Annotated in this window: 16 protein-coding genes; 14 read left to right on the top strand and 2 right to left on the bottom strand. The window is 41.6% G+C overall.

The window, feature by feature from the left end; genetic code table 11:
- Positions 1–9 precede the first annotated feature (9 nt).
- The 11 genes from dnaK to IGJ45_RS09310 all read left to right on the top strand — a co-directional run bounded on the left by dnaK (position 10) and on the right by IGJ45_RS09310 (position 10,219).
- Positions 10–1,839, top strand: coding sequence for a molecular chaperone DnaK (gene dnaK, locus IGJ45_RS09360; protein ID WP_003126397.1), 1,830 nt, complete (start codon positions 10–12; stop codon positions 1,837–1,839).
- A gap of 126 nt (positions 1,840–1,965) precedes the next feature.
- On the top strand, positions 1,966–3,132 hold the full coding sequence (dnaJ, locus tag IGJ45_RS09355) for a molecular chaperone DnaJ (RefSeq protein ID WP_060813350.1): 1,167 nt from the start codon (positions 1,966–1,968) through the stop codon (positions 3,130–3,132).
- A 109-nt stretch (positions 3,133–3,241) separates the two neighbouring features.
- The gene (locus IGJ45_RS09350; RefSeq protein WP_349703734.1) at positions 3,242–4,351 is read left to right on the top strand and encodes a glycerol dehydrogenase; all 1,110 of its coding nucleotides are present in this window, start codon (positions 3,242–3,244) and stop codon (positions 4,349–4,351) included.
- Between the two features lie 410 nt (positions 4,352–4,761).
- On the top strand, positions 4,762–5,694 hold the full coding sequence (locus IGJ45_RS09345) for a PLP-dependent cysteine synthase family protein (RefSeq protein WP_096711058.1): 933 nt from the start codon (positions 4,762–4,764) through the stop codon (positions 5,692–5,694).
- Between the two features lie 2 nt (positions 5,695–5,696).
- On the top strand, positions 5,697–6,860 hold the full coding sequence (locus IGJ45_RS09340) for a cystathionine gamma-synthase (RefSeq protein ID WP_029486761.1): 1,164 nt from the start codon (positions 5,697–5,699) through the stop codon (positions 6,858–6,860).
- A complete protein-coding gene (locus tag IGJ45_RS09335; protein WP_003126403.1) occupies positions 6,850–7,500 on the top strand; it encodes a class I SAM-dependent methyltransferase in 651 nt (216 codons plus the stop codon). The genes IGJ45_RS09340 and IGJ45_RS09335 overlap by 11 nt, the downstream gene beginning before the upstream one ends.
- The gene (locus IGJ45_RS09330; protein WP_349703733.1) at positions 7,497–7,952 is read left to right on the top strand and encodes an S-ribosylhomocysteine lyase; all 456 of its coding nucleotides are present in this window, start codon (positions 7,497–7,499) and stop codon (positions 7,950–7,952) included. The genes IGJ45_RS09335 and IGJ45_RS09330 overlap by 4 nt, the downstream gene beginning before the upstream one ends.
- Positions 7,953–8,131: 179 nt before the next feature.
- On the top strand, positions 8,132–8,596 hold the full coding sequence (locus tag IGJ45_RS09325; RefSeq protein ID WP_003126405.1) for an RNA polymerase sigma factor: 465 nt from the start codon (positions 8,132–8,134) through the stop codon (positions 8,594–8,596).
- Positions 8,589–9,614, top strand: a complete 1,026-nt coding sequence (locus IGJ45_RS09320) for a hypothetical protein (protein WP_171917522.1) — start codon at positions 8,589–8,591, stop codon at positions 9,612–9,614. Before IGJ45_RS09325 ends, IGJ45_RS09320 begins: the two co-directional genes overlap by 8 nt.
- A gap of 3 nt (positions 9,615–9,617) precedes the next feature.
- A complete protein-coding gene (locus IGJ45_RS09315) occupies positions 9,618–9,935 on the top strand; it encodes a hypothetical protein (RefSeq protein WP_176333544.1) in 318 nt (105 codons plus the stop codon).
- Between the two features lie 17 nt (positions 9,936–9,952).
- A complete protein-coding gene (locus IGJ45_RS09310) occupies positions 9,953–10,219 on the top strand; it encodes a hypothetical protein (protein ID WP_081132010.1) in 267 nt (88 codons plus the stop codon).
- Positions 10,220–10,260: 41 nt separating this feature from the next.
- On the opposite strand, the gene IGJ45_RS09305 is transcribed toward IGJ45_RS09310, so the two are convergent.
- Both IGJ45_RS09305 and IGJ45_RS09300 read right to left on the bottom strand, forming a co-directional pair.
- Positions 10,261–10,998, bottom strand: coding sequence for an amino acid ABC transporter ATP-binding protein (locus tag IGJ45_RS09305; RefSeq protein WP_003126409.1), 738 nt, complete (start codon positions 10,996–10,998; stop codon positions 10,261–10,263).
- Positions 10,999–13,155, bottom strand: coding sequence for an amino acid ABC transporter substrate-binding protein/permease (locus IGJ45_RS09300; protein WP_103299776.1), 2,157 nt, complete (start codon positions 13,153–13,155; stop codon positions 10,999–11,001).
- Positions 13,156–13,428: 273 nt separating this feature from the next.
- On the opposite strand from IGJ45_RS09300, the gene uvrB reads away from it, so the two are divergent.
- The 3 genes from uvrB (at position 13,429) to IGJ45_RS09285 (ending at position 19,804) form a co-directional block, all read left to right on the top strand.
- Positions 13,429–15,420: an excinuclease ABC subunit UvrB gene (uvrB, locus tag IGJ45_RS09295; protein WP_005471338.1), complete on the top strand. Its 1,992-nt coding sequence runs from the start codon at positions 13,429–13,431 to the stop codon at positions 15,418–15,420.
- A 14-nt stretch (positions 15,421–15,434) separates the two neighbouring features.
- Entirely contained in the window at positions 15,435–18,251 is a 2,817-nt protein-coding gene (gene uvrA / locus IGJ45_RS09290; protein ID WP_003126412.1) for an excinuclease ABC subunit UvrA, read from the top strand.
- 299 nt (positions 18,252–18,550) lie between these two features.
- Positions 18,551–19,804, top strand: coding sequence for a carboxylate--amine ligase (locus tag IGJ45_RS09285; RefSeq protein ID WP_060813336.1), 1,254 nt, complete (start codon positions 18,551–18,553; stop codon positions 19,802–19,804).
- Position 19,805 lies beyond the last annotated feature (1 nt).

Genomic DNA, 19,805 nt, shown 5'->3' with positions numbered 1-19,805 from the left:
GTATTACTTATGAGTAAAATTATCGGTATTGACTTAGGTACAACTAATTCAGCTGTTGCTGTCCTAGAAGGCGGCGAAGCAAAAATCATCACCAATCCAGAAGGAAATCGTACAACACCATCTGTTGTTTCATTTAAAAACGGCGAGATCCAAGTAGGGGAAGTTGCTAAACGTCAAGCAGTTACGAACCCTAACACGATTTCATCAATCAAACGTCATATGGGTGAAGCTGGCTATAAAGTAGAAGTTGAAGGGAAATCATACACTCCTCAAGAAATCTCTGCAATGGTCCTACAATATATCAAAGGATTTGCTGAAGATTATCTAGGAGAAAAAGTAGACAAAGCAGTTATCACTGTTCCTGCTTACTTCAATGATGCACAACGTCAAGCAACAAAAGATGCTGGTAAAATTGCCGGATTAGAAGTAGAACGAATCGTCAACGAACCAACAGCAGCAGCTTTAGCTTATGGATTAGACAAAACAGACAAAGACGAAAAAATCTTAGTCTTCGACCTTGGTGGGGGTACATTTGACGTATCGATCCTTGAATTAGGGGATGGCGTATTCGATGTGTTGTCTACTGCTGGGGACAACAATCTAGGTGGAGATGACTTTGATAACAAGATTATCGATCACATGGTTGCAGAATTCAAAAAAGAAAATGGCATTGATTTAGGTAAAGACAAAATGGCATTGCAACGTCTGAAAGATGCTGCTGAAAAAGCGAAAAAAGACCTTTCAGGTGTGACAAGTACACAAATCAGCTTGCCATTTATTACAGCTGGCGATGCTGGTCCATTGCACTTAGAAATGACATTGACACGGGCAAAATTTGATGAATTAACCGCTGATTTAGTCGAACGGACAAAAGTTCCTGTACGTCAAGCGCTAAAAGATGCTGGTCTTTCACAATCTGAAATCGATGAAGTGATCTTAGTCGGTGGATCAACTCGGATTCCTGCAGTCGTCGAAGCAGTTCGCAAAGAAACCAATAAAGAACCAAACAAATCAGTGAACCCAGATGAAGTAGTAGCAATGGGTGCTGCGATTCAAGGTGGCGTGATCACTGGTGATGTGAAAGATGTCGTTTTACTTGATGTCACACCATTATCATTGGGTATCGAAACAATGGGCGGCGTCTTTACGAAGTTGATCGATCGCAATACGACGATCCCAACAAGCAAATCACAAGTCTTCTCAACAGCTGCAGACAATCAACCTGCTGTAGACATCCATGTCCTACAAGGCGAACGTCCAATGGCTGCTGACAACAAGACATTAGGAAGATTCCAATTAACGGAAATTCCACCAGCACCTCGAGGAATTCCACAAATCGAAGTAACATTTGATATTGATAAAAATGGTATCGTAAATGTATCTGCAAAAGATTTAGGAACTCAAAAAGAACAAAAAATCACGATCAAATCTTCTTCAGGTCTAACCGATGAAGAAATTGAACGGATGGTTAAAGATGCGGAAGCAAATGCGGAAGCAGACAAACAACGTAAAGAAGAAGTTGATTTGCGTAATGATGTCGACGCATTACTATTCACTGTTGACAAAACATTGAAAGAGCTTGAAGGCAAGGTAGATGCCGATGAAGTGAAGAAAGCGGAAGAAGCTCGTGATGAGTTGAAAGCTGCTGTCGATGCAAACAATATCGAAGAAATGAAAACAAAACGCGATGCATTGAATGAAATCGTACAAAACTTGACAGTGAAGTTGTATGAGCAAGCTGCACAACAACAAGCACAAGAAAATCCAGAAGCTGCACAAGGCGGCGCAGACGATGTGGTAGACGCCGATTTTGAAGAAGTAGACGGCGACGATAAATAATCGCTGTTTGTGAAAAAGCCAAAGTCACCACTTTGGCTTTTTCTTATGAATTTCTGAAACGTATTTTTCTGAAGCAAATTATATGCTAAAATACGAGGGACGCAAGAAAATAGTGGAGGGAAGCCAATGGCAGACAAAAGAGATTATTATGAGGTCTTAGGTCTACAAAAAGGGGCTTCGGATGACGAAATAAAAAAAGCATATCGGAAGCTTTCCAAAAAGTATCATCCAGACATCAATAAAGAACCTGATGCAGAAGCAAAATTCAAAGAAATTTCTGAAGCATATGAAATACTGAGCGATCCTCAAAAACGAGCTGCTTACGATCAATATGGTCACGCGGGAACTGATCCGAACTACGGTGGTGGTTATGGCGGCGGCTTTGGCGGCTTTAACGGCGGGGGATTCTCCGGTGGTGGCTTTGGTGGATTTGAAGACATCTTTGAATCATTCTTTGGCGGCGGTGGCAGAACGGCAAATCCAAATGCTCCGCGACAAGGAGCTGATTTGCAATATGCTGTCGATCTTTCTTTCGAAGAAGCGATTTTTGGTGTGGAAAAAAATATTCAGTATAACCGCGAAGAAACCTGTCATACTTGTGGCGGTAATGGCGCAAAACCAGGAACACAACCTGAGACCTGTCATAAATGTCATGGCTCAGGTACGATCAATGTGGAACGTCAAACACCTCTTGGTCGTGTCATGAGTCGTCAAACCTGTGATGTATGTCACGGTACAGGGAAAGAAATCAAAGAACCTTGTACGACTTGTCATGGCACAGGACACGAAAAGAAAAAACATAGCGTCAAAGTCAATGTACCCGCTGGCGTGGAAGATGGCCAACAAATGCGCCTATCCGGTCAAGGAGAAGCTGGCAGCAATGGCGGACCTTATGGAGACCTGTATGTCGTTTTCCGTGTTGAGGAAAGTGATATCTTCGATCGTGATGGATCCGAAATTTATTACGAATTACCATTGAACTTTGTTCAAGCAGCTTTAGGTGACGAGGTCAATGTTCCGACTGTTCACGGAAATGTCAAATTGAAGATTCCTGCTGGTACCCAGACGGGCACGAATTTCCGTCTAAGAGGCAAAGGTGCACCAAAATTACGTGGCAATGGCAATGGTGACCAACAAGTCAAAGTTAAGTTGATCACACCAAAGAATTTGAATGAAGAACAAAAAGAAGCGTTACGGGCTTATGCAAAAGCAAGCGGCCATGTAACCAACGAGCAACAACCCGAAGGATTTTTTGATAAAATGAAAGATGCTTTTGGTGGTAAGAAAAAATAATAAGCGGAGCCTGAAGAAAACCACTTTTTCAGGCTGCGCTTTTACTAGTTTTTGTGAAATTTTTAACAAAGTCGGGAATTGGTATAAAAAACTGAAAGTAGGAGAGTTCATGGAAAAAATATTTGTTAGTCCGCAACGCTACATTCAAGGAGAAAACGTATTAAAAAAAGGCTTGCACTATATTAGCTCATTAGGAGATAAATTATTACTAATAACCGATCCATTTGTTTGGAGGATTGCTGGCGAAGAACTGGCAAGTGATTTAGCCCATCTAGGAATCGAAGTAACCTTAGCAAATTTCAGCGGTGAATCCTCCAATGCAGAAATCAGACGTATTGCAAAAGAAGCAGAAAGAGCAGAAGTGGCAGCAGTTGTTGCTCTTGGTGGCGGAAAGGTGATCGATACCGGTAAAGCAGTGGCCCATCAATTGAAGCGAGCGGTTGCTGTCGTACCAACAGTTGCCTCAACAGATGCCCCTACCTCCTCCATCTCGGTTCTTTATTCGGAAGAAGGGAAGTTTGAACAGTATAGTTATTATCCGAAGAATCCAGAACTGGTCTTGGTTGATACAACTCTGTTAGCCAAGGCACCTGCAAAATTATTAACTTTCGGCATCGCCGATGGATTGGCGACGTATGTTGAAGCCAGAGCAGTAGCTAAAAGCAGCGCTCAGAATCTCGTAGGAGGCCGGCCGACTTTAGCAGCTCTGGCAATTGCTGAGAAATGTGAAGCAGTGCTGTTTGCCAATGGGGTCGCTGCCTATAAGGCCAATCAGCAGCAACAGGTAACAGCCGCTTTCGATCAAGTAGTGGAGGCGAATACACTTTTGAGCGGACTAGGATTTGAAAGTGGAGGACTAGCAGCAGCTCATGCGATCCATAATGGGTTGACAGCCGCTACTGGGAAGTTCCACCAACTTTCTCACGGAGAAAAAATTGCCTATACGACGTTGATGCAATTGCTGTTGGAACAAGATACAAACGAGTTGGAACGTTATATTGTTTTATATCAAGCTCTGGGGTTACCAACAACGTTAGCAGAAATGCAGATGGACTCACTTAGCGATCAGGAATTACTAGCAATCGGTATTCAAGCCACTATCCCTAATGAAACGATCCATCGAATGTCCTTTAAGATCACAGCAGAAGAGGTAGCAAATGCGTTTCAGGCTGTCGATGCATATGTCACCAAAAATTTTTCACAAAGAAAAAAAGATTGACTTCTATTTTTTCCCATGCTATTTTGTTTACAAGCTTAAAAAGGAGGGGACATAGACATGACAAACAACAACTTTGCATTGGTATGTTGTTGTTGTATGGTGCTAAAAAGCAGCATACTGATTTGTCATGCCTATTAATCGTTCCCTCATCTTGATAAATCACTCTAAGAGTCTCTTTCGTTGGGAAAGAAGAGTCCTAGAGTCATTCTCTAAGAGGTACTGATTGAATAGTCAGTGCCTCTTTTTGTTTGCTTTGATTTACCTTGCAAAGATCTGTAAACAAAGACAGATCATGCCTTTTTAAGCAGGTGATCACCTAGGAATGACCAATTGTAAAACGCAGTGCCTCTGATTTGCTGCAGCACTTTAGCGGACTGACAACAAAAATTTCATTGAAAAGAAGGTTGCCCATGATCGTATCAGATATTAAAGAATTAATTGGTAAGACACCGATTTTTCAGTTTTTAGCCACTGACTACGGCGGAGAAAGCCAAAGCCGGATCTATGCGAAATTAGAATACTTAAACCCTGGAGGTAGTATCAAAGACCGATTAGGCAGTTATTTGATCTCAGAAGCAGTTGCTGCTGGAAGAATAACGAAAGACACAACCGTGATTGAACCCACCGCTGGCAATACTGGGATTGGCTTAGCTTTAGCCGGTTTGGCATATGGATTAGACATGCTTTTTGTGATTCCAGAGACATTCAGTCAAGAAAAGCAACAACTAATCAAAGCCTTAGGAGCACGAATCATTCACTCGCCTAGTCAAGAAGGCATGCAAGGGGCAATCAGGAAAGCCAAATTTCTTGCTGACCAATTGCCAAACTCTTTTTTGCCGCTACAGTTTGAAAATGAACAAAATCCGGCTGCCTATTATCGAACACTAGGTCCGGAAATCGTTCAAGAAATTCCTGAGAGAATTGACAGTTTTGTAGCAGGAGTGGGGAGTGGCGGGACTTTCGCCGGGACAGGCGCGTATTTAAAGTCGATAGATTCTACTATACGTTTGATTGCTGTGGAACCAGAAGGATCGATCTTGAATGGCGGGCCTGCTCATGAACATGCGATCGAGGGGATAGGCGTTGAAGAGAGGCCGATCTTTTTTAAGAGTCTTATGCCAGACAGCATTGAGACTATCAGTGATCCAGAGGGATTTTATTATACCCGGTTGCTGGCAGCCCGTCATGGTCTATTGGTAGGCAGTTCCAGCGGTGCAGCATTTGCAGCCGCTATCCGAGAAAGCAAGCGACTGCCAAAGGGAAGCACGATCGTCACTATCTTTCCTGACAGTGGAGATCGCTACTTGTCAAAAAATATTTATGGTCAACTAGAGGAGGCATAAACATGGAATTTCGCACAAAATTGATTCATGCTGGGATCAGTCAAGATCAAGAAACGGGGGCTGTCAGTGTACCTATCTATCAAACGTCTACCTACAAGCAAGTAGCTGTGGGACAGCCAAAACAATATGAGTACTCTCGTTCGGGCAATCCTACACGGTTTGCATTAGAAGAACTGATTGCTGAACTGGAAGAAGGCATACGTGGGTTTGCTTTTGCTTCAGGTTTAGCAGCAACCCATACTATTTTTTCTTTATTTCAGTCCGGAGACCATATTTTGTTGGGAGATGATGTCTATGGAGGCACCTTTCGACTGCTTCAGAAAATCTTCAAAAAGAATGGATTGACGTATACATTGGTCAAGACTGATGATCCCCAAGCGATTCAGCGGATTGCCGCAGCGATTCGGCCAGAAACAAGAGGAATCTTTCTGGAGACGCCTACTAATCCTTTGTTGAAAATCACAGATATTCAACAAGTTGCCACGATTGCTAAGAAAAAGGATCTCTTGACCATCGTTGATAACACATTTGCGACACCTTATTTTCAGCGTCCACTGGCATTAGGTGCCGATATTGTCATTCATAGTGCAACGAAATATCTGGGGGGCCATAGTGATGTCGTTGCTGGGTTGGTCGTAACCAATCAAGCGGAACTAGCTGAGCAAATTGGTTTTCTGCAAAATGCTATAGGTGGTGTGTTAGGGCCTCATGACAGCTGGCTAGTTCAGCGGAGCATCAAAACATTGGCTTTGAGGATGGAAGCCCATCAAGCCAATGCACTAAAAATCGCCACATTGCTTCAAGAACATGCAGCTGTAGCCAGAGTTTATTATCCGGGGTTATCAAGCCATAAAGGACATGAGATCGCCAAAAAACAAATGTCTGGTTTTAGCGGGATGATTTCATTTGAATTAAAAGCGGAAAACCGAGTAGCTGCGTTTGTTGAATCGCTAACTATTTTTACACTAGCTGAAAGCTTAGGTGGCGTTGAAAGTTTAGTTGAAGTTCCTGCGGTCATGACGCATGCTTCAATTCCACCTTCAATCAGAGAAAAAGCGGGAATCAAAGATGGCTTGATCCGTTTGTCTATTGGTATTGAAGACGCTGCCGATTTATGGACGGACTTAAAGCAAGGATTAGAAAGGGTGCTGGAAGATGGGGCGTGAATTCATTCCGATTTTTTCTGAGTGGGCCAAGCAATATGACGAGACCGTCAAAGGGAAGGATGAAGAATATCGGGAGGTTTTTCTTCATTATCCAGAATTGTTAGCAAATATTGCTGAAAAAGCAGGAGATTCTGTGATAGAATTTGGTAGTGGTACGGGAAATTTGACGTTGGAGTTGATTCGCAGAAAGAAAACAGTGTTCGCGATCGAGCCATCGGCTGCGATGCGTCAAGTAGCTGAGGCAAAGCCGGAGTTGTCACAGGTAACTTTTATTGATGGAGATATGGAACAATTTCCACAGATCAATTTTCCAATCGATACGATCGTTTCTAGTTATGTCTTTCATCACTTGAATGAAACAGAGAAACAGCGAGTGATCAAAAGATATAAAGCGCTGCTTTCTGAAGGCGGAAAAGTCATTATAGGGGATACGATGTTTTTATCCCCTGAGCATAAAGAAAGCATCCTAAGACAGGCAATCAAAGCCAATCACTTACGATTAGCAGCGGATCTGCAACGAGAATACTACCCATTGATACCAGATATTGAAACCTATTTTCGAGCCAATGGTTTTACCAGTCGCTTTAAACAAATCAATGCTTTTGTTTGGCTCGTCGAAGCGAGAGGAGAAAAAGAATGAAAATGAACGTGGAAAGCTTTAATCTAGATCATACGAAAGTCAAGGCACCTTATGTACGGGTCGCTGACAAAAAACAAGGAACAAAAGATACGATTATCAAATATGATGTTCGATTGAAACAACCGAATCAAGCACATATGGAGATGGCTAGCCTCCACTCATTAGAGCACTTGACCGCAGAATTGATTCGTAATCATGCCGATTACATTGTTGACTGGTCTCCGATGGGCTGTCAAACAGGATTTTATCTAACGGTTTTAAATCATGAAGATTATGATGAAATTTTAACTGTGTTAGAAAAAACGATGGAAGATGTGTTGAAAGCGACAGAAGTTCTAGCTAGTAACGAAGTCCAATGCGGCTGGGCAGCCAACCATACCTTAGAAGGCGCCCAACAATTGGCAAGGGAGTTTTTAGCCGAACGGGACAACTGGTCAACCGTCTTTGCTTAAATCCATTCTAAAAAGCTGTAAGCCACACGAAACATTTCAGCGTGGTTTACAGCTTTTTTTGTTTTGTTACGTAGAAATAACCTTCTGAATACGTTAGTAACAGTGATATACTATTCTTACTATAATATTTTTTTGCAACTTTTTTGTTGTTCACTCGTCTATATAAGTAAGGAGGGGTAGTGTTGGAGGAGATTTATCAGATCTATTACGAGAAAATTCAGCACTACTTTCAAAAAAGAGTGGGGGATGAGTATCAAGCAGAGGATTTAACGCAAGATGTATTTGTTAAAGTTTTTTTGGCTTTGCCAAAGACAAAGCCAGATGACTTTGAGAGGTGGCTCTTTACGATTGCTAAGTTTACACTATATGATTTTTACCGTCGTAAGCGGTATCTTTTGGTAGCGGAAGAAGTCGATACTTTGATGCAGGAGATTCCTATCGAAGACCAAGATAGTCTTGAAAAAGAAGAAGCGCTCCGTCATGTGAATCAATTGCCTAACAAATTAAGGCATCCTTTGATATTGGCGATTCGCGGCTATAGCTATCAAGAAATAGCAGAAATATTAAATCTAACGTTAAGTACAGTGAAATCTCGTGTTTTTCAAGCGAGAAAACAAGTGAAAAGCAGGTGGTCACATGGATAAAAAACAGTACCAGCGATTACAAAAGTCAGTGGATCGTACAAAGAAAAGCATGGTACTCCAAATGATCTATAGCGTGTTGTTTTGGGGGATGGTAGTGCTTGTTTTATGCTACTTTTTACCATTAGCCTATTATCGTGCAACCGGAAATGACCGCGAGGATTATCAATCGATTCCTTCGGCGATGAATGCTCCATATTCGGAAGATGCGCTCAAGAATGATACGTTAGAGAAGTACCGCTACTATTGGTATGAGATGGGACAGCGAAACCTCCATTACGATCCTATCAATCGGCAATCTCTGCTTGCATTTTTGGGGAAAGAGGACGTTTATCCGGTCATTTCTCGTTTAGGAAATCAGAAGACGGTCGCGTACACAGTCGAAAATCGCTATATTTTTGATCAGGCAGTTCAGACAATTGTTTCCAGCGATACGCTGACCGCATTTGCTCCCTCTGCAACACTATATGAGCCAGGCAATGCGGTTTCGACCTATGACTCCTTTCTCGCCTATTTACGTTCACTCGGCGAGTACAAGCAGGCTGAAATTTCTATTACTTTAAAAAATCCTCAAATTCCTAGTGAGCTAAGGGAAAAACTGGCTGATTTGTCTGTTCAACATTATAGTATTGATTATCATTCAGGCAATATTTTTGGTTATTCAGATGAAATGGTTCGTCAGACAACAGGAAATAATTATGATCGGCAAGTAACAGAAAGCGTCACGCAAGGACTGGTTTTTTTGGAAAAATATTATCCGACTTTTGGGAATCTAGGCTGGGATAGTCCTGACAATCTCCATTTTACCAATGATCTTACCAATCAAATCAATTTCTATGATTTCGGCGACATTCTAAATTATGTCAAAGATAATGGTGTGAAAGTAAGTGCCGTTCATGTATCGGCCTCTTGCACTGAATTAGCTCGATGGTTAGCGGAGAATCGGTCGCTTGTCATGAGAGTCCAGCTGCAGCAGCTCTCAGATATCATGGTCCAAGATGTAATCACGGAAGGAGAATGAGTATTGTTGAAAAAAATTCCATTTAGCAAACTATTCCGTTGGTTTGCAAAAGGGTATTCATTGGTGTTTTTGTCTTGTTATGTTTTCAGTCGTTTCATTCTTTTTCGTTTCAGTTCTTTTAGGTTAAGCACAGGGGGTGATAAACTAACAACCAGAACCTATTCAGGTAATTTGATTGGCTTATTGTTTGAACCGACTATTTTATTGCTGATCATTGGCGGTTTGCTGTATCTTGCTTGGAAAGAAAAACACTGGATCAGAGAATTGATGTATCCAGTTGTTGTTTTGTTATTAATAGTCATTGGAACAATTCTTTATTGATCAAAGGAGGGTATGGGATGAGTTTTTTTAAGGAAATAAAGGAGCAGCGGCAGCAAAAGAAAGAAGCGAAGAAACAAGAATTGCGTAAAAAGAACGCTGAACTAAGGAAACAAGGAAAAGATCCGCTGAAAGGCTGGGGGCAAATGATGGATACTGGTGCTGGGGGATTCAACAAAGCCAATCCAATCGATACAAAAGTTTATTTTGGTGAAAAGCAGAAACGAATCGCTTTAGAAGCACAGCACAAAAAGCAGCAACGAGAAACTAAAATGTCAGATGAATAACAAAATCCGCAGAAAACTTGGTCGTTTTCTGCGGATTTTGTTTAGATATTCAAGACTTTGTCTAAAAAGTCTTTGGTTCGTTCGTTTTTCGGACTAGTGAAAATTTGTTCTGGTGTGCCGTCTTCGAGGAAATTTCCGCCATCGATAAACATGACGCGATTGGCTACTTCTTTAGCAAAACCCATCTCATGGGTAACGATAACCATCGTCATGCCTTGTTTTGCCAATTTTTTCATAACATTCAAAACATCACCGACCATTTCAGGGTCTAACGCAGATGTAGGTTCATCAAACAGCATAACATCAGGATTCATAGCTAATGCACGGGCGATGGCTACCCGTTGTTTTTGACCACCAGATAGATTGTCTGGATACATGTCTTTTTTGTCAGCCAAACCCACTGTGTCCAGCAATTGAATGGCTTTTGATTCAGCTTCATTACGGGACATCTTTTTTAAATCCATCGGTGCTAAGATAATATTCTCTAGTACAGAAAGATGAGGAAACAGATTGAAATGTTGAAAAACCATGCCTATGTGTTGACGGACGGCATTGATATTGGTGTTTTTATCCATTAGATGAGCACCATCGATAATGATATCACCACTAGTAGGTTCTTCTAAACGGTTCAAGCAACGCAGGAAAGTAGATTTACCTGAGCCAGAAGGACCGATAACACAAACGACTTCGCCTTCTTGGATCGAGACATTGATATCATTTAAAACAGTGTTATCCCCATATTTTTTTACAAGATTTTCGACTAAGATTTTTTCCTTCATTTATTTCACCTTCTTTTCTAAAACTTTAGCAAGTTTTGTTAAGGCTGTGATAACAATTAGATACATGACAGCAACGATTAGATAAACATAGGTACTTTGTGTGGTTCTTGCGACAATGATCTTACCAGTTTGCAGCAGCTCCACAACACCAATAACCGAAATGATTGTCGTATCTTTCAGCGAGATAACGAATTGATTGACGAAAGATGGGATCATGATCTTGATGGCTTGCGGCAAAATGATTTTTTGCATGGTTCGGGTATAGGTCAATCCCAAACTGCGGGAAGCTTCCATTTGGCCTACAGGAACAGCCTTGATCCCTCCGCGAACGATTTCTGCGATATACGCACTAGCGTTCAGTGTCAAAGTGATGACTCCTGCAGCAAAGTCGGGGATTGTAATCCCAATTGCATCCGAAAGGCCAAAGAAAATGAAGAAAGCTAACACCATCATTGGTATCCCGCGAATAATATCGACATAGATACCGGCGAAGATACGCAAAGCTCGGATTGGGGACACGCTGAAGAGTCCCAAGATGATCCCAATGATCAACGCTAAAGCAAAGGAGATCAATGCAAGCAGCAGGGTATTCCATAAACCTTTTAGCAAAACTTTGTAATTGTTTTTGATTAAACCAGCGACTGTTGATTCATCGGCTTTCTTTTCTGTAGCCGAACCGTCTTTGATATAACGGCCGACGATTTCATCGTATTCGCCAGTTCGTTTCATTTCTTTTAACGCTTCATTGAACATTTGGATCAATTCAGGATTTTGGCCTTTTTTGACGGCAAACCCATATTGTCCGCCCACTTCTTTTTCAATCGGCGTACTTAGTTTTTGTCCTTGACTGATGGCGTAGCCAATGACTGGGTAATCATCCATCATGGCGTCGATCTGACCGCCACTGACTGCAGCATAAAGTTGATCAGCTGCGTCATAATACTTAATGGTATAGCCGTATTTGTCTTCATTTTCAATCAAGAAGTCTGCACTCTCGGTACCAACTTTAGCACCAACTGTTTTTCCTTCTAAATCTTCATAAGACTTGATACTATCGTTTCCTTCTTTGACCGCAATTTGAATACCACTTTCAAAATAGGAGTCTGAGAAGTCATACGCTTTTTTGCGTTCATCATTGATACTCATCCCAGCAATCATACCATCCGCTTGATTCCCATCTAACGCTTGTAGCGCTCCTGAGAAACCAATGAAATTAAACTCAATGTTGAATCCTTGCATTTCCGCCGCTCTAGTTAAGAGATCGACATCGATTCCGACATATTCATTGTCTTCATTTTGAAACTCGAAAGGTGCGAATGCAGAGTCACTTGAGATTCGATAGACGTCTTTTTTCGGTTCAACTTTAACCATTTCACTTGCTTCATCAGAAGTGCTTTCTGATGAAGCAATATAAGTAGCAATGATTTCGTCGTATTTACCACTGGATTTCAACTCTTTTAGACCAGCGTTGAATTTAGCCAGTAATTCAGGATTTTGGCCTTTTTTGACTGCGAACCCGTAAGATGCCCCTTTTTCAGGCTCACCCACAAGTTTCATAGCTTCACCATTACTAATCGCATAACCTAAGACTGGATAGTCATCAAAGATGGCCACAACTGTTCCATTGCGAACGGCACCATAAAGCCCGCTAGCATCATCATAGTTTTTGATAGAGTAGCCATATTTTTTTTGATTGGTTTCTAGAAAACGAGCACTCTCGGTACCAACTTTAGCGCCAACTGTTTTATCTTTCAAATCAGCGTAAGTTTTGATATCTTGGTTGTCTTTTGCGACAGCCATCTGAATCCCACTGTCGAAGTAAGGATCTGAAAAATCAAAGGTTTCTTTCCGTTCGTCTGTAATACTCATCCCAGCGATCATCCCATCAAGTTGATTGGATTGGACGCCCTGTAACGAGGAATCAAAGCCTAATGGGCGCAAATCAACAGCAAAGCCTTGATCTTCAGCAATAGCATTTAACAGATCAATGTCGATCCCTACATACTCATTTTTTTCGTTTTGAAATTCGAAAGGAGCAAATGTCAGGTCTGTTCCGATTTTATACGTTGTTTCTGCTGCACTGACTGGCTTGTTCGCAAAAGCGAAAAAGCAGAAAATCACTGAAAACAGTGCACAAAACATATATTTTCTTTTCAAGAAAATTCCCCCTTTTGATTTTAACGTATTTTTAGATTATAGGTATTTTTGTAAAAACACACAAGTCTTTCGGTCAATATTTGCAAAAAACAGCGCTATTTCTGACATTGGGTGTTAGAAAAACTGACATCTTAAGTAAAGTTAAACTAGCAGAATAAAAAGTACAAAAGATGGCGAAAGTATGTTCGCTATGGTATACTATTCTATGGAAAAGCGTCAGCTTTCTTTTTGTTTCACGGACGCTTCGCAAATATAAATACAGGGGGAATGAAGATGATCGAAAGAACGACTTCCCATGAATTTGAATTAATCTCAAAATATCAGCCGGCAGGAGATCAGCCAGAAGCCATCCATCAATTGGTCGATGGCGTCGTTGGGGGCAAGAAGGCGCAGATTTTGTTGGGGGCAACTGGAACAGGGAAAACCTATACTGTTTCAAACTTGATCAAAGAGGTCAATAAGCCAACACTGATTATCGCACACAACAAAACATTGGCGGGTCAATTATACGGTGAGTTCAAGGAATTCTTTCCTAATAATGCAGTAGAATATTTTGTCAGCTATTATGACTATTATCAACCAGAAGCATATGTACCTTCCAGTGATACTTACATTGAGAAAGATTCAAGTATCAATGATGAGATCGACAAGCTGCGGCACTCGGCGACCAGTTCATTACTGGAACGCAACGATGTGATCGTGGTTGCTTCAGTCTCTTGTATTTTTGGTTTGGGTTCACCAATTGAATATGCTAAGCAAGTGGTTTCTTTACGAGTAGGAATGGAAAAACCGCGGGATCAACTACTGAAAGAAATGATCGACATACAATTTGAACGCAATGATATCGATTTCCAACGGGGACGCTTTCGTGTTCGAGGAGATGTGGTAGAAATTTTTCCGGCATCGCGGGACGAGCGGGCATTACGCATCGAGTTTTTTGGCGATGAGATCGATCGAATTCGAGAAGTGGATGCGTTGACTGGGGAGATTTTAGGGGAAACAGAACACGTTTCTATTTTCCCAGCTACTCACTTTGTGACCAACGAAGACCATATGGAACATGCTATCGCTTCGATACAAAAAGAACTCGAAGATCGATTAGCTGTTCTTCGAAGTGAGAACAAATTATTGGAAGCACAACGTTTAGAGCAACGCACCAATTATGATATCGAAATGTTGCGGGAAATGGGCTACACATCCGGGATCGAAAACTATTCACGACACATGGACGGGCGTAAAGAAGGCGAACCACCTTACACGTTGCTGGACTTCTTTCCTGATGATTTCCTGATCGTGATCGACGAGTCTCACGTAACGATGCCCCAGATTCGTGGGATGTACAACGGTGACCGTGCCCGCAAACAAATGCTGGTGGATTATGGCTTTCGTTTACCGTCTGCGTTAGATAACCGGCCGTTACGTTTAGAAGAATTTGAAGAACATGTGAATCAGATCGTTTATGTCTCAGCAACGCCGGGACCTTACGAGCATGAACAAACGGATACCGTTATCCAACAGATCATTCGTCCAACAGGGTTATTGGATCCAGTAGTAGAGGTTCGCCCGATCATGGGGCAAATTGATGATCTTGTAGGAGAAATCAATGAGCGGGTAGAGAAAGATCAACGGGTCTTTGTTACCACATTGACGAAAAAAATGGCAGAGGATCTGACCGATTATTTTAAAGAGTTAGGAATCAAAGTCAAATATCTTCATAGCGACGTCAAGACACTTGAGCGGACAGAGATCATTCGCGATTTGCGGCTTGGTGAATTTGATGTATTAGTCGGGATCAATCTGCTTCGAGAAGGGATCGACGTTCCTGAAGTTTCTCTCGTAGCGATCTTAGATGCAGATAAAGAAGGATTCTTGCGTAGTGAGCGTTCTTTGGTCCAAACAATTGGTCGAGCTGCTCGGAATTCTGATGGTAAAGTGATCATGTATGCGGATAAAATGACTGACTCTATGCAGCGAGCGATTGATGAAACAAGTCGCCGCCGCAGTATCCAAGAGGCGTATAATAAAGAGCATGGCATCGAACCAAAAACGATCATTAAGGAAATTCGCGATTTGATCGCTATTACGAAAGTTGCGGAAGAGTCAGGCGATTATACAACCACTTCGTATGAAGACATGACTCGTGAAGAGAAAGCAACTCTCTTATTGAAACTGGAAAAAGAAATGAAAGATGCCGCAAAAGCATTAGACTTTGAAACTGCAGCTACTTTACGAGACACGATCTTGGAATTGAAAGCAGCTGAGTAAAAGGAGACAAGAGAATGGCAAATGATAAAATCGTAATCCATGGCGCTCGCGCACACAATTTAAAGAACATTGATGTGACGATTCCTAGAGATAAACTGGTTGTTGTGACCGGTTTGTCTGGTTCAGGAAAGAGCTCTTTGGCGTTTGATACCCTTTATGCAGAAGGACAGCGGCGGTATGTGGAAAGCTTGTCTGCATATGCACGACAATTTCTAGGACAAATGGATAAGCCAGATGTGGATAGTATCGATGGACTGAGTCCAGCGATCTCCATTGATCAGAAAACGACGAGTAAGAATCCTCGCTCAACGGTCGGTACGGTGACCGAGATCAATGACTATCTGCGTTTGCTGTACGCCCGTATTGGACACCCGATCTGCCCGAATGATCATATTGAGATCACTAGTCAATCAGTGGAACAAATGGTCGACGAAGTACTGGCATTGCCAGATCGGACAAAGATCCAGTTGTTGGCACCGATCGTTTATCAAAAGAAAGGCCAGCACAAAAAAGTTTTTGAAATGATTCAACGAGAAGGGTATGTGAGGATCCGAGTAGACGGTGAAATCTATGATGTTTCTGAAGCGCCTGAACTGGAAAAAAATAAAAAACACGACATCGCCATCGTGATTGACCGGATCGTTGTCAAAGAGGGCATTCGTTCGCGATTGTTTGATTCTTTTGAAGCCGCATTACGTTTGGCAGATGGCTACGCTGTAGTAGATGTGATTGGTCAAGAAGAGATGTTGTTTAGTGAACACTATTCTTGTCCTTATTGCGGATTCACAGTAGGCGAGTTAGAACCACGTTTGTTTTCTTTCAATGCACCTTTTGGGGCTTGTCCGGATTGTGATGGATTAGGGGTAAAATTAGAAGTTGATACTGATCTAGTGATTCCTGATACTAGCAAAACGTTGCGTGAAGGTGCGATCGTTCCTTGGAATCCCATCAGTTCACAATATTATCCACAAATGCTGGAACAAGCTTGCTTGGAATTCAATATTGACATGGACACGCCTTTTGAAGAATTGCCAGAAGAACACCAAGCAATTATTTTGAATGGTTCCAATGGCGAAATGTTCCATTTTCATTATGAAAATGATTTTGGCGGTGTACGGGACGTTGAAGTACCCTTTGAAGGAATTCTTCCTAATATCAAACGTCGCTATCATGAAACCAATAGTGATTTCACCCGGGAACAAATGCGTCTGTACATGACAGAATTGACCTGTAAAACCTGTCATGGCTACCGGCTAAACCCGCAAGCATTATCCGTCAAAGTGAATGGCAAGCATATTGGTGAACTTAGTGAGATGGCAATTAATAACGCTTTATCATTTGTCGAAAAATTAACGCTCTCTGAACAAGAAAAGATGATCGCAAAACCGATCGTCAAAGAAGTGGATGACCGTTTAAGCTTTTTGCGTAATGTGGGATTGGATTATTTGACCTTAAGTCGGGCTTCTGGCACTTTGTCCGGGGGCGAAGCTCAACGTATTCGCTTAGCGACACAAATTGGTTCCAATCTTTCTGGTGTGCTTTATATCTTGGATGAACCTTCGATCGGTCTTCATCAGAGAGACAATGACCGCTTATTGGATTCATTGCGTAAAATGAGAGATCTTGGCAATACATTGATTGTGGTCGAACATGATGAAGACACCATGCGTTCTGCCGATTATTTGATTGATGTGGGTCCGGGAGCTGGACATGCTGGCGGCGAGATCGTTGCAGCAGGGACCCCAGAGGAAGTTGCGGCTAATGAACATTCACTGACTGGACAATATCTTTCAGGAAAACGGGAGATTCCAACGCCGGCAGAACGTCGAGCAGGAAATGGACAGTCCATTCGCTTGACTGGAGCAGCTGAGAACAACTTGAAAAATGTCAGCGTTGATTTCCCTCTTGGAAAGTTTATTGCTGTGACTGGGGTATCTGGTTCGGGAAAATCAACATTAGTGAATGAAATTTTGAAAAAAGCTTTAGCACAAAAAATCAACCGCAATTCGAACAAACCGGGAAAATATAAGAAACTAACCGGATATGAAGCAATCGAAAAGCTAATCGACATTGACCAAAGTCCCATCGGGCGAACCCCTCGAAGTAATCCGGCAACTTATACAAGTGTTTTTGACGACATTCGTGATTTGTTTGCAAAAACCAATGAAGCCAAAGTCCGCGGTTATAAAAAAGGTCGCTTCAGCTTTAATGTCCGCGGCGGTCGCTGTGAGGCATGTAAAGGAGATGGGATCATCAAGATCGAGATGCATTTCTTGCCGGATGTCTATGTTCCTTGTGAGGTTTGCCACGGCAAACGATACAATTCAGAAACCCTCGAAGTGCATTACAAAGGGAAGAATATAGCAGAGATCCTTGAGATGACGGTCGAAGATGCTGTCGAATTCTTCAAACATATTCCTAAGATCCATCGAAAATTACAAACGATCGTTGATGTAGGTTTAGGGTATGTCACGATGGGGCAACCGGCAACCACTTTATCAGGTGGGGAAGCACAGCGAATGAAACTTGCCAGTGAACTCCACAAAAATTCTCACGGAAAAAGCTTCTATATATTAGATGAACCTACAACTGGTTTGCATACGGATGATATTGCTCGTTTATTGAAAGTCTTGGAGCGTTTTGTTGATGCAGGGAATACAGTTCTAGTGATCGAGCATAATCTTGATGTGATCAAATCAGCAGATCATGTGATTGATTTAGGTCCAGAAGGCGGCGAGGGCGGAGGAACGATCCTTGCAACTGGTACACCTGAAGAGATAGCAGCAGTTCCTGAAAGCTATACCGGAAAATACCTCAAGAAAGTCTTATGAGAGAGGTAGGATAAAGGCGGAGATAAAGGGGATTTTAGCAAAATTTAATATTTACTGTAATAATTCTGCAAATTCTCAAATAACTCTTGTAATGCACCGTTTATTTGTTAAAATAGCAATAGGTAAATGTCTATTCGTAACAGAATAAACGACCTATAAGTTCTATCCGTTCAAAGAAGAGGAAGGCAATCAGAGGTACATACTTTGATTGCTTTTTTCTTTATGGTATTATAGGTCTGTTGTAACAAAGTAAATAGGTAAAAATCTAAATTTATATATGCAAAAGAGAGAGTGGTTTTATGAATCCGGAAAAATTCGTTCCTATTTTGTTAGGAAGCGATATGAATGTCTATGGTATGGCAAGAGCCTTTCACGAAGCATATGGCATCCAGTCAATTGCTTATGCTGGGACACAGCTTGCCCCCACCCGCTATAGCAAAATCGTCAAGGTCAATCAAGTAGCAGGATTTGATCATGATCCTGGTTTTTTAGATACATTGATTGATTTGGCAAAAACCACTTATAACGATCCCTCTATGACTTATTTGTTGATTCCTTGCGGGGATGGTTATGCTGAATTGTTAGCGAAACATAAAGCAGATTTAGCGTCATATTACACATTTATTGCGAATGATTATTCTTTGTTGAAACGATTGATCAATAAAGTGAGTTTCTATGAAGTGTGTGAAGAGTTTGGCTTACCTTATCCAAAAACTTTTATTTTGACACCAGATCTATTAGAGGATGGCCGCTTTACTCAAGAACTGCCATTTGAGTTTCCCGTGGCATTGAAACCGGCAAATAGTGTCGCCTGGTTATCTGTTGATTTCGAAGGACGGAAGAAAGCCTTTATTATTGAAGATCGTGCCGAGTTCGATAAAATTGTTGAGCGGATTTATCAAGCTGGCTATAATTACGAGATGATCGTGCAAGATTTTATTCCAGGGGATGACAGCAATATGCGTGTGCTGAATGCCTATGTTGACAAAGACCATAATGTACGAGTGATGGCATTGGGTCATCCACTTTTAGAAGATCCAACTCCTGGAGCAGTCGGCAATTACGTGGTTATTCTGCCGGATGAAAACCAACAAATCTATCAAATGATTTCGACGTTCTTAAAACAAATTCAATATGTTGGCTTTGCCAATTTTGATTTGAAATATGATAGCCGAGATGGGCAATACAAATTATTTGAAATCAATCTTCGTCAGGGGAGAAGTAGCTTTTTCATCACATTAAGTGGATTGAATCTTGCTAAATTTCTGACAGAAGACTTAGTATTTGATGTGCCTTTCCAAGAAACTGTTTATGGGAAAGCAGATGCTCCAACAGCGAAGCTTTGGTTGGGTGTACCGAAAAACATCTTTTTGGATTATGCCAATGAAAATGAAGAAAAAGAACGGGCTAAAAAGCTGCTAGCCGAAAATCGCTGGGGGACTACCGTTTTTTATGACAAAGATCTCTCCATCAAACGTTGGATTCTACTAAAAAGAATGTTCTATCTTTACAACAAACGATTTAAACTGCATTTCCATTCGAAAGAAGGCTAGT

It is taken from the genome of Enterococcus sp. DIV0574 (genome assembly GCF_051711125.1).
In the GTDB taxonomy this organism is placed as follows: domain Bacteria; phylum Bacillota; class Bacilli; order Lactobacillales; family Enterococcaceae; genus Enterococcus_D; species Enterococcus_D gallinarum.
This window is presented reverse-complemented; position numbering and strand designations above follow the sequence as displayed.

Coding starts and splice junctions, on each gene's coding strand:
- dnaK (WP_003126397.1), top strand. CDS start 10: ATGAGTAAAATTATCGGTATTGACTTAGGTACAACTAATTCAGCTGTT.
- dnaJ (WP_060813350.1), top strand. CDS start 1,966: ATGGCAGACAAAAGAGATTATTATGAGGTCTTAGGTCTACAAAAAGGG.
- IGJ45_RS09350 (WP_349703734.1), top strand. CDS start 3,242: ATGGAAAAAATATTTGTTAGTCCGCAACGCTACATTCAAGGAGAAAAC.
- IGJ45_RS09345 (WP_096711058.1), top strand. CDS start 4,762: ATGATCGTATCAGATATTAAAGAATTAATTGGTAAGACACCGATTTTT.
- IGJ45_RS09340 (WP_029486761.1), top strand. CDS start 5,697: ATGGAATTTCGCACAAAATTGATTCATGCTGGGATCAGTCAAGATCAA.
- IGJ45_RS09335 (WP_003126403.1), top strand. CDS start 6,850: ATGGGGCGTGAATTCATTCCGATTTTTTCTGAGTGGGCCAAGCAATAT.
- IGJ45_RS09330 (WP_349703733.1), top strand. CDS start 7,497: ATGAAAATGAACGTGGAAAGCTTTAATCTAGATCATACGAAAGTCAAG.
- IGJ45_RS09320 (WP_171917522.1), top strand. CDS start 8,589: ATGGATAAAAAACAGTACCAGCGATTACAAAAGTCAGTGGATCGTACA.
- IGJ45_RS09310 (WP_081132010.1), top strand. CDS start 9,953: ATGAGTTTTTTTAAGGAAATAAAGGAGCAGCGGCAGCAAAAGAAAGAA.
- IGJ45_RS09305 (WP_003126409.1), bottom strand. CDS start 10,998: ATGAAGGAAAAAATCTTAGTCGAAAATCTTGTAAAAAAATATGGGGAT.
- uvrB (WP_005471338.1), top strand. CDS start 13,429: ATGATCGAAAGAACGACTTCCCATGAATTTGAATTAATCTCAAAATAT.
- uvrA (WP_003126412.1), top strand. CDS start 15,435: ATGGCAAATGATAAAATCGTAATCCATGGCGCTCGCGCACACAATTTA.
- IGJ45_RS09285 (WP_060813336.1), top strand. CDS start 18,551: ATGAATCCGGAAAAATTCGTTCCTATTTTGTTAGGAAGCGATATGAAT.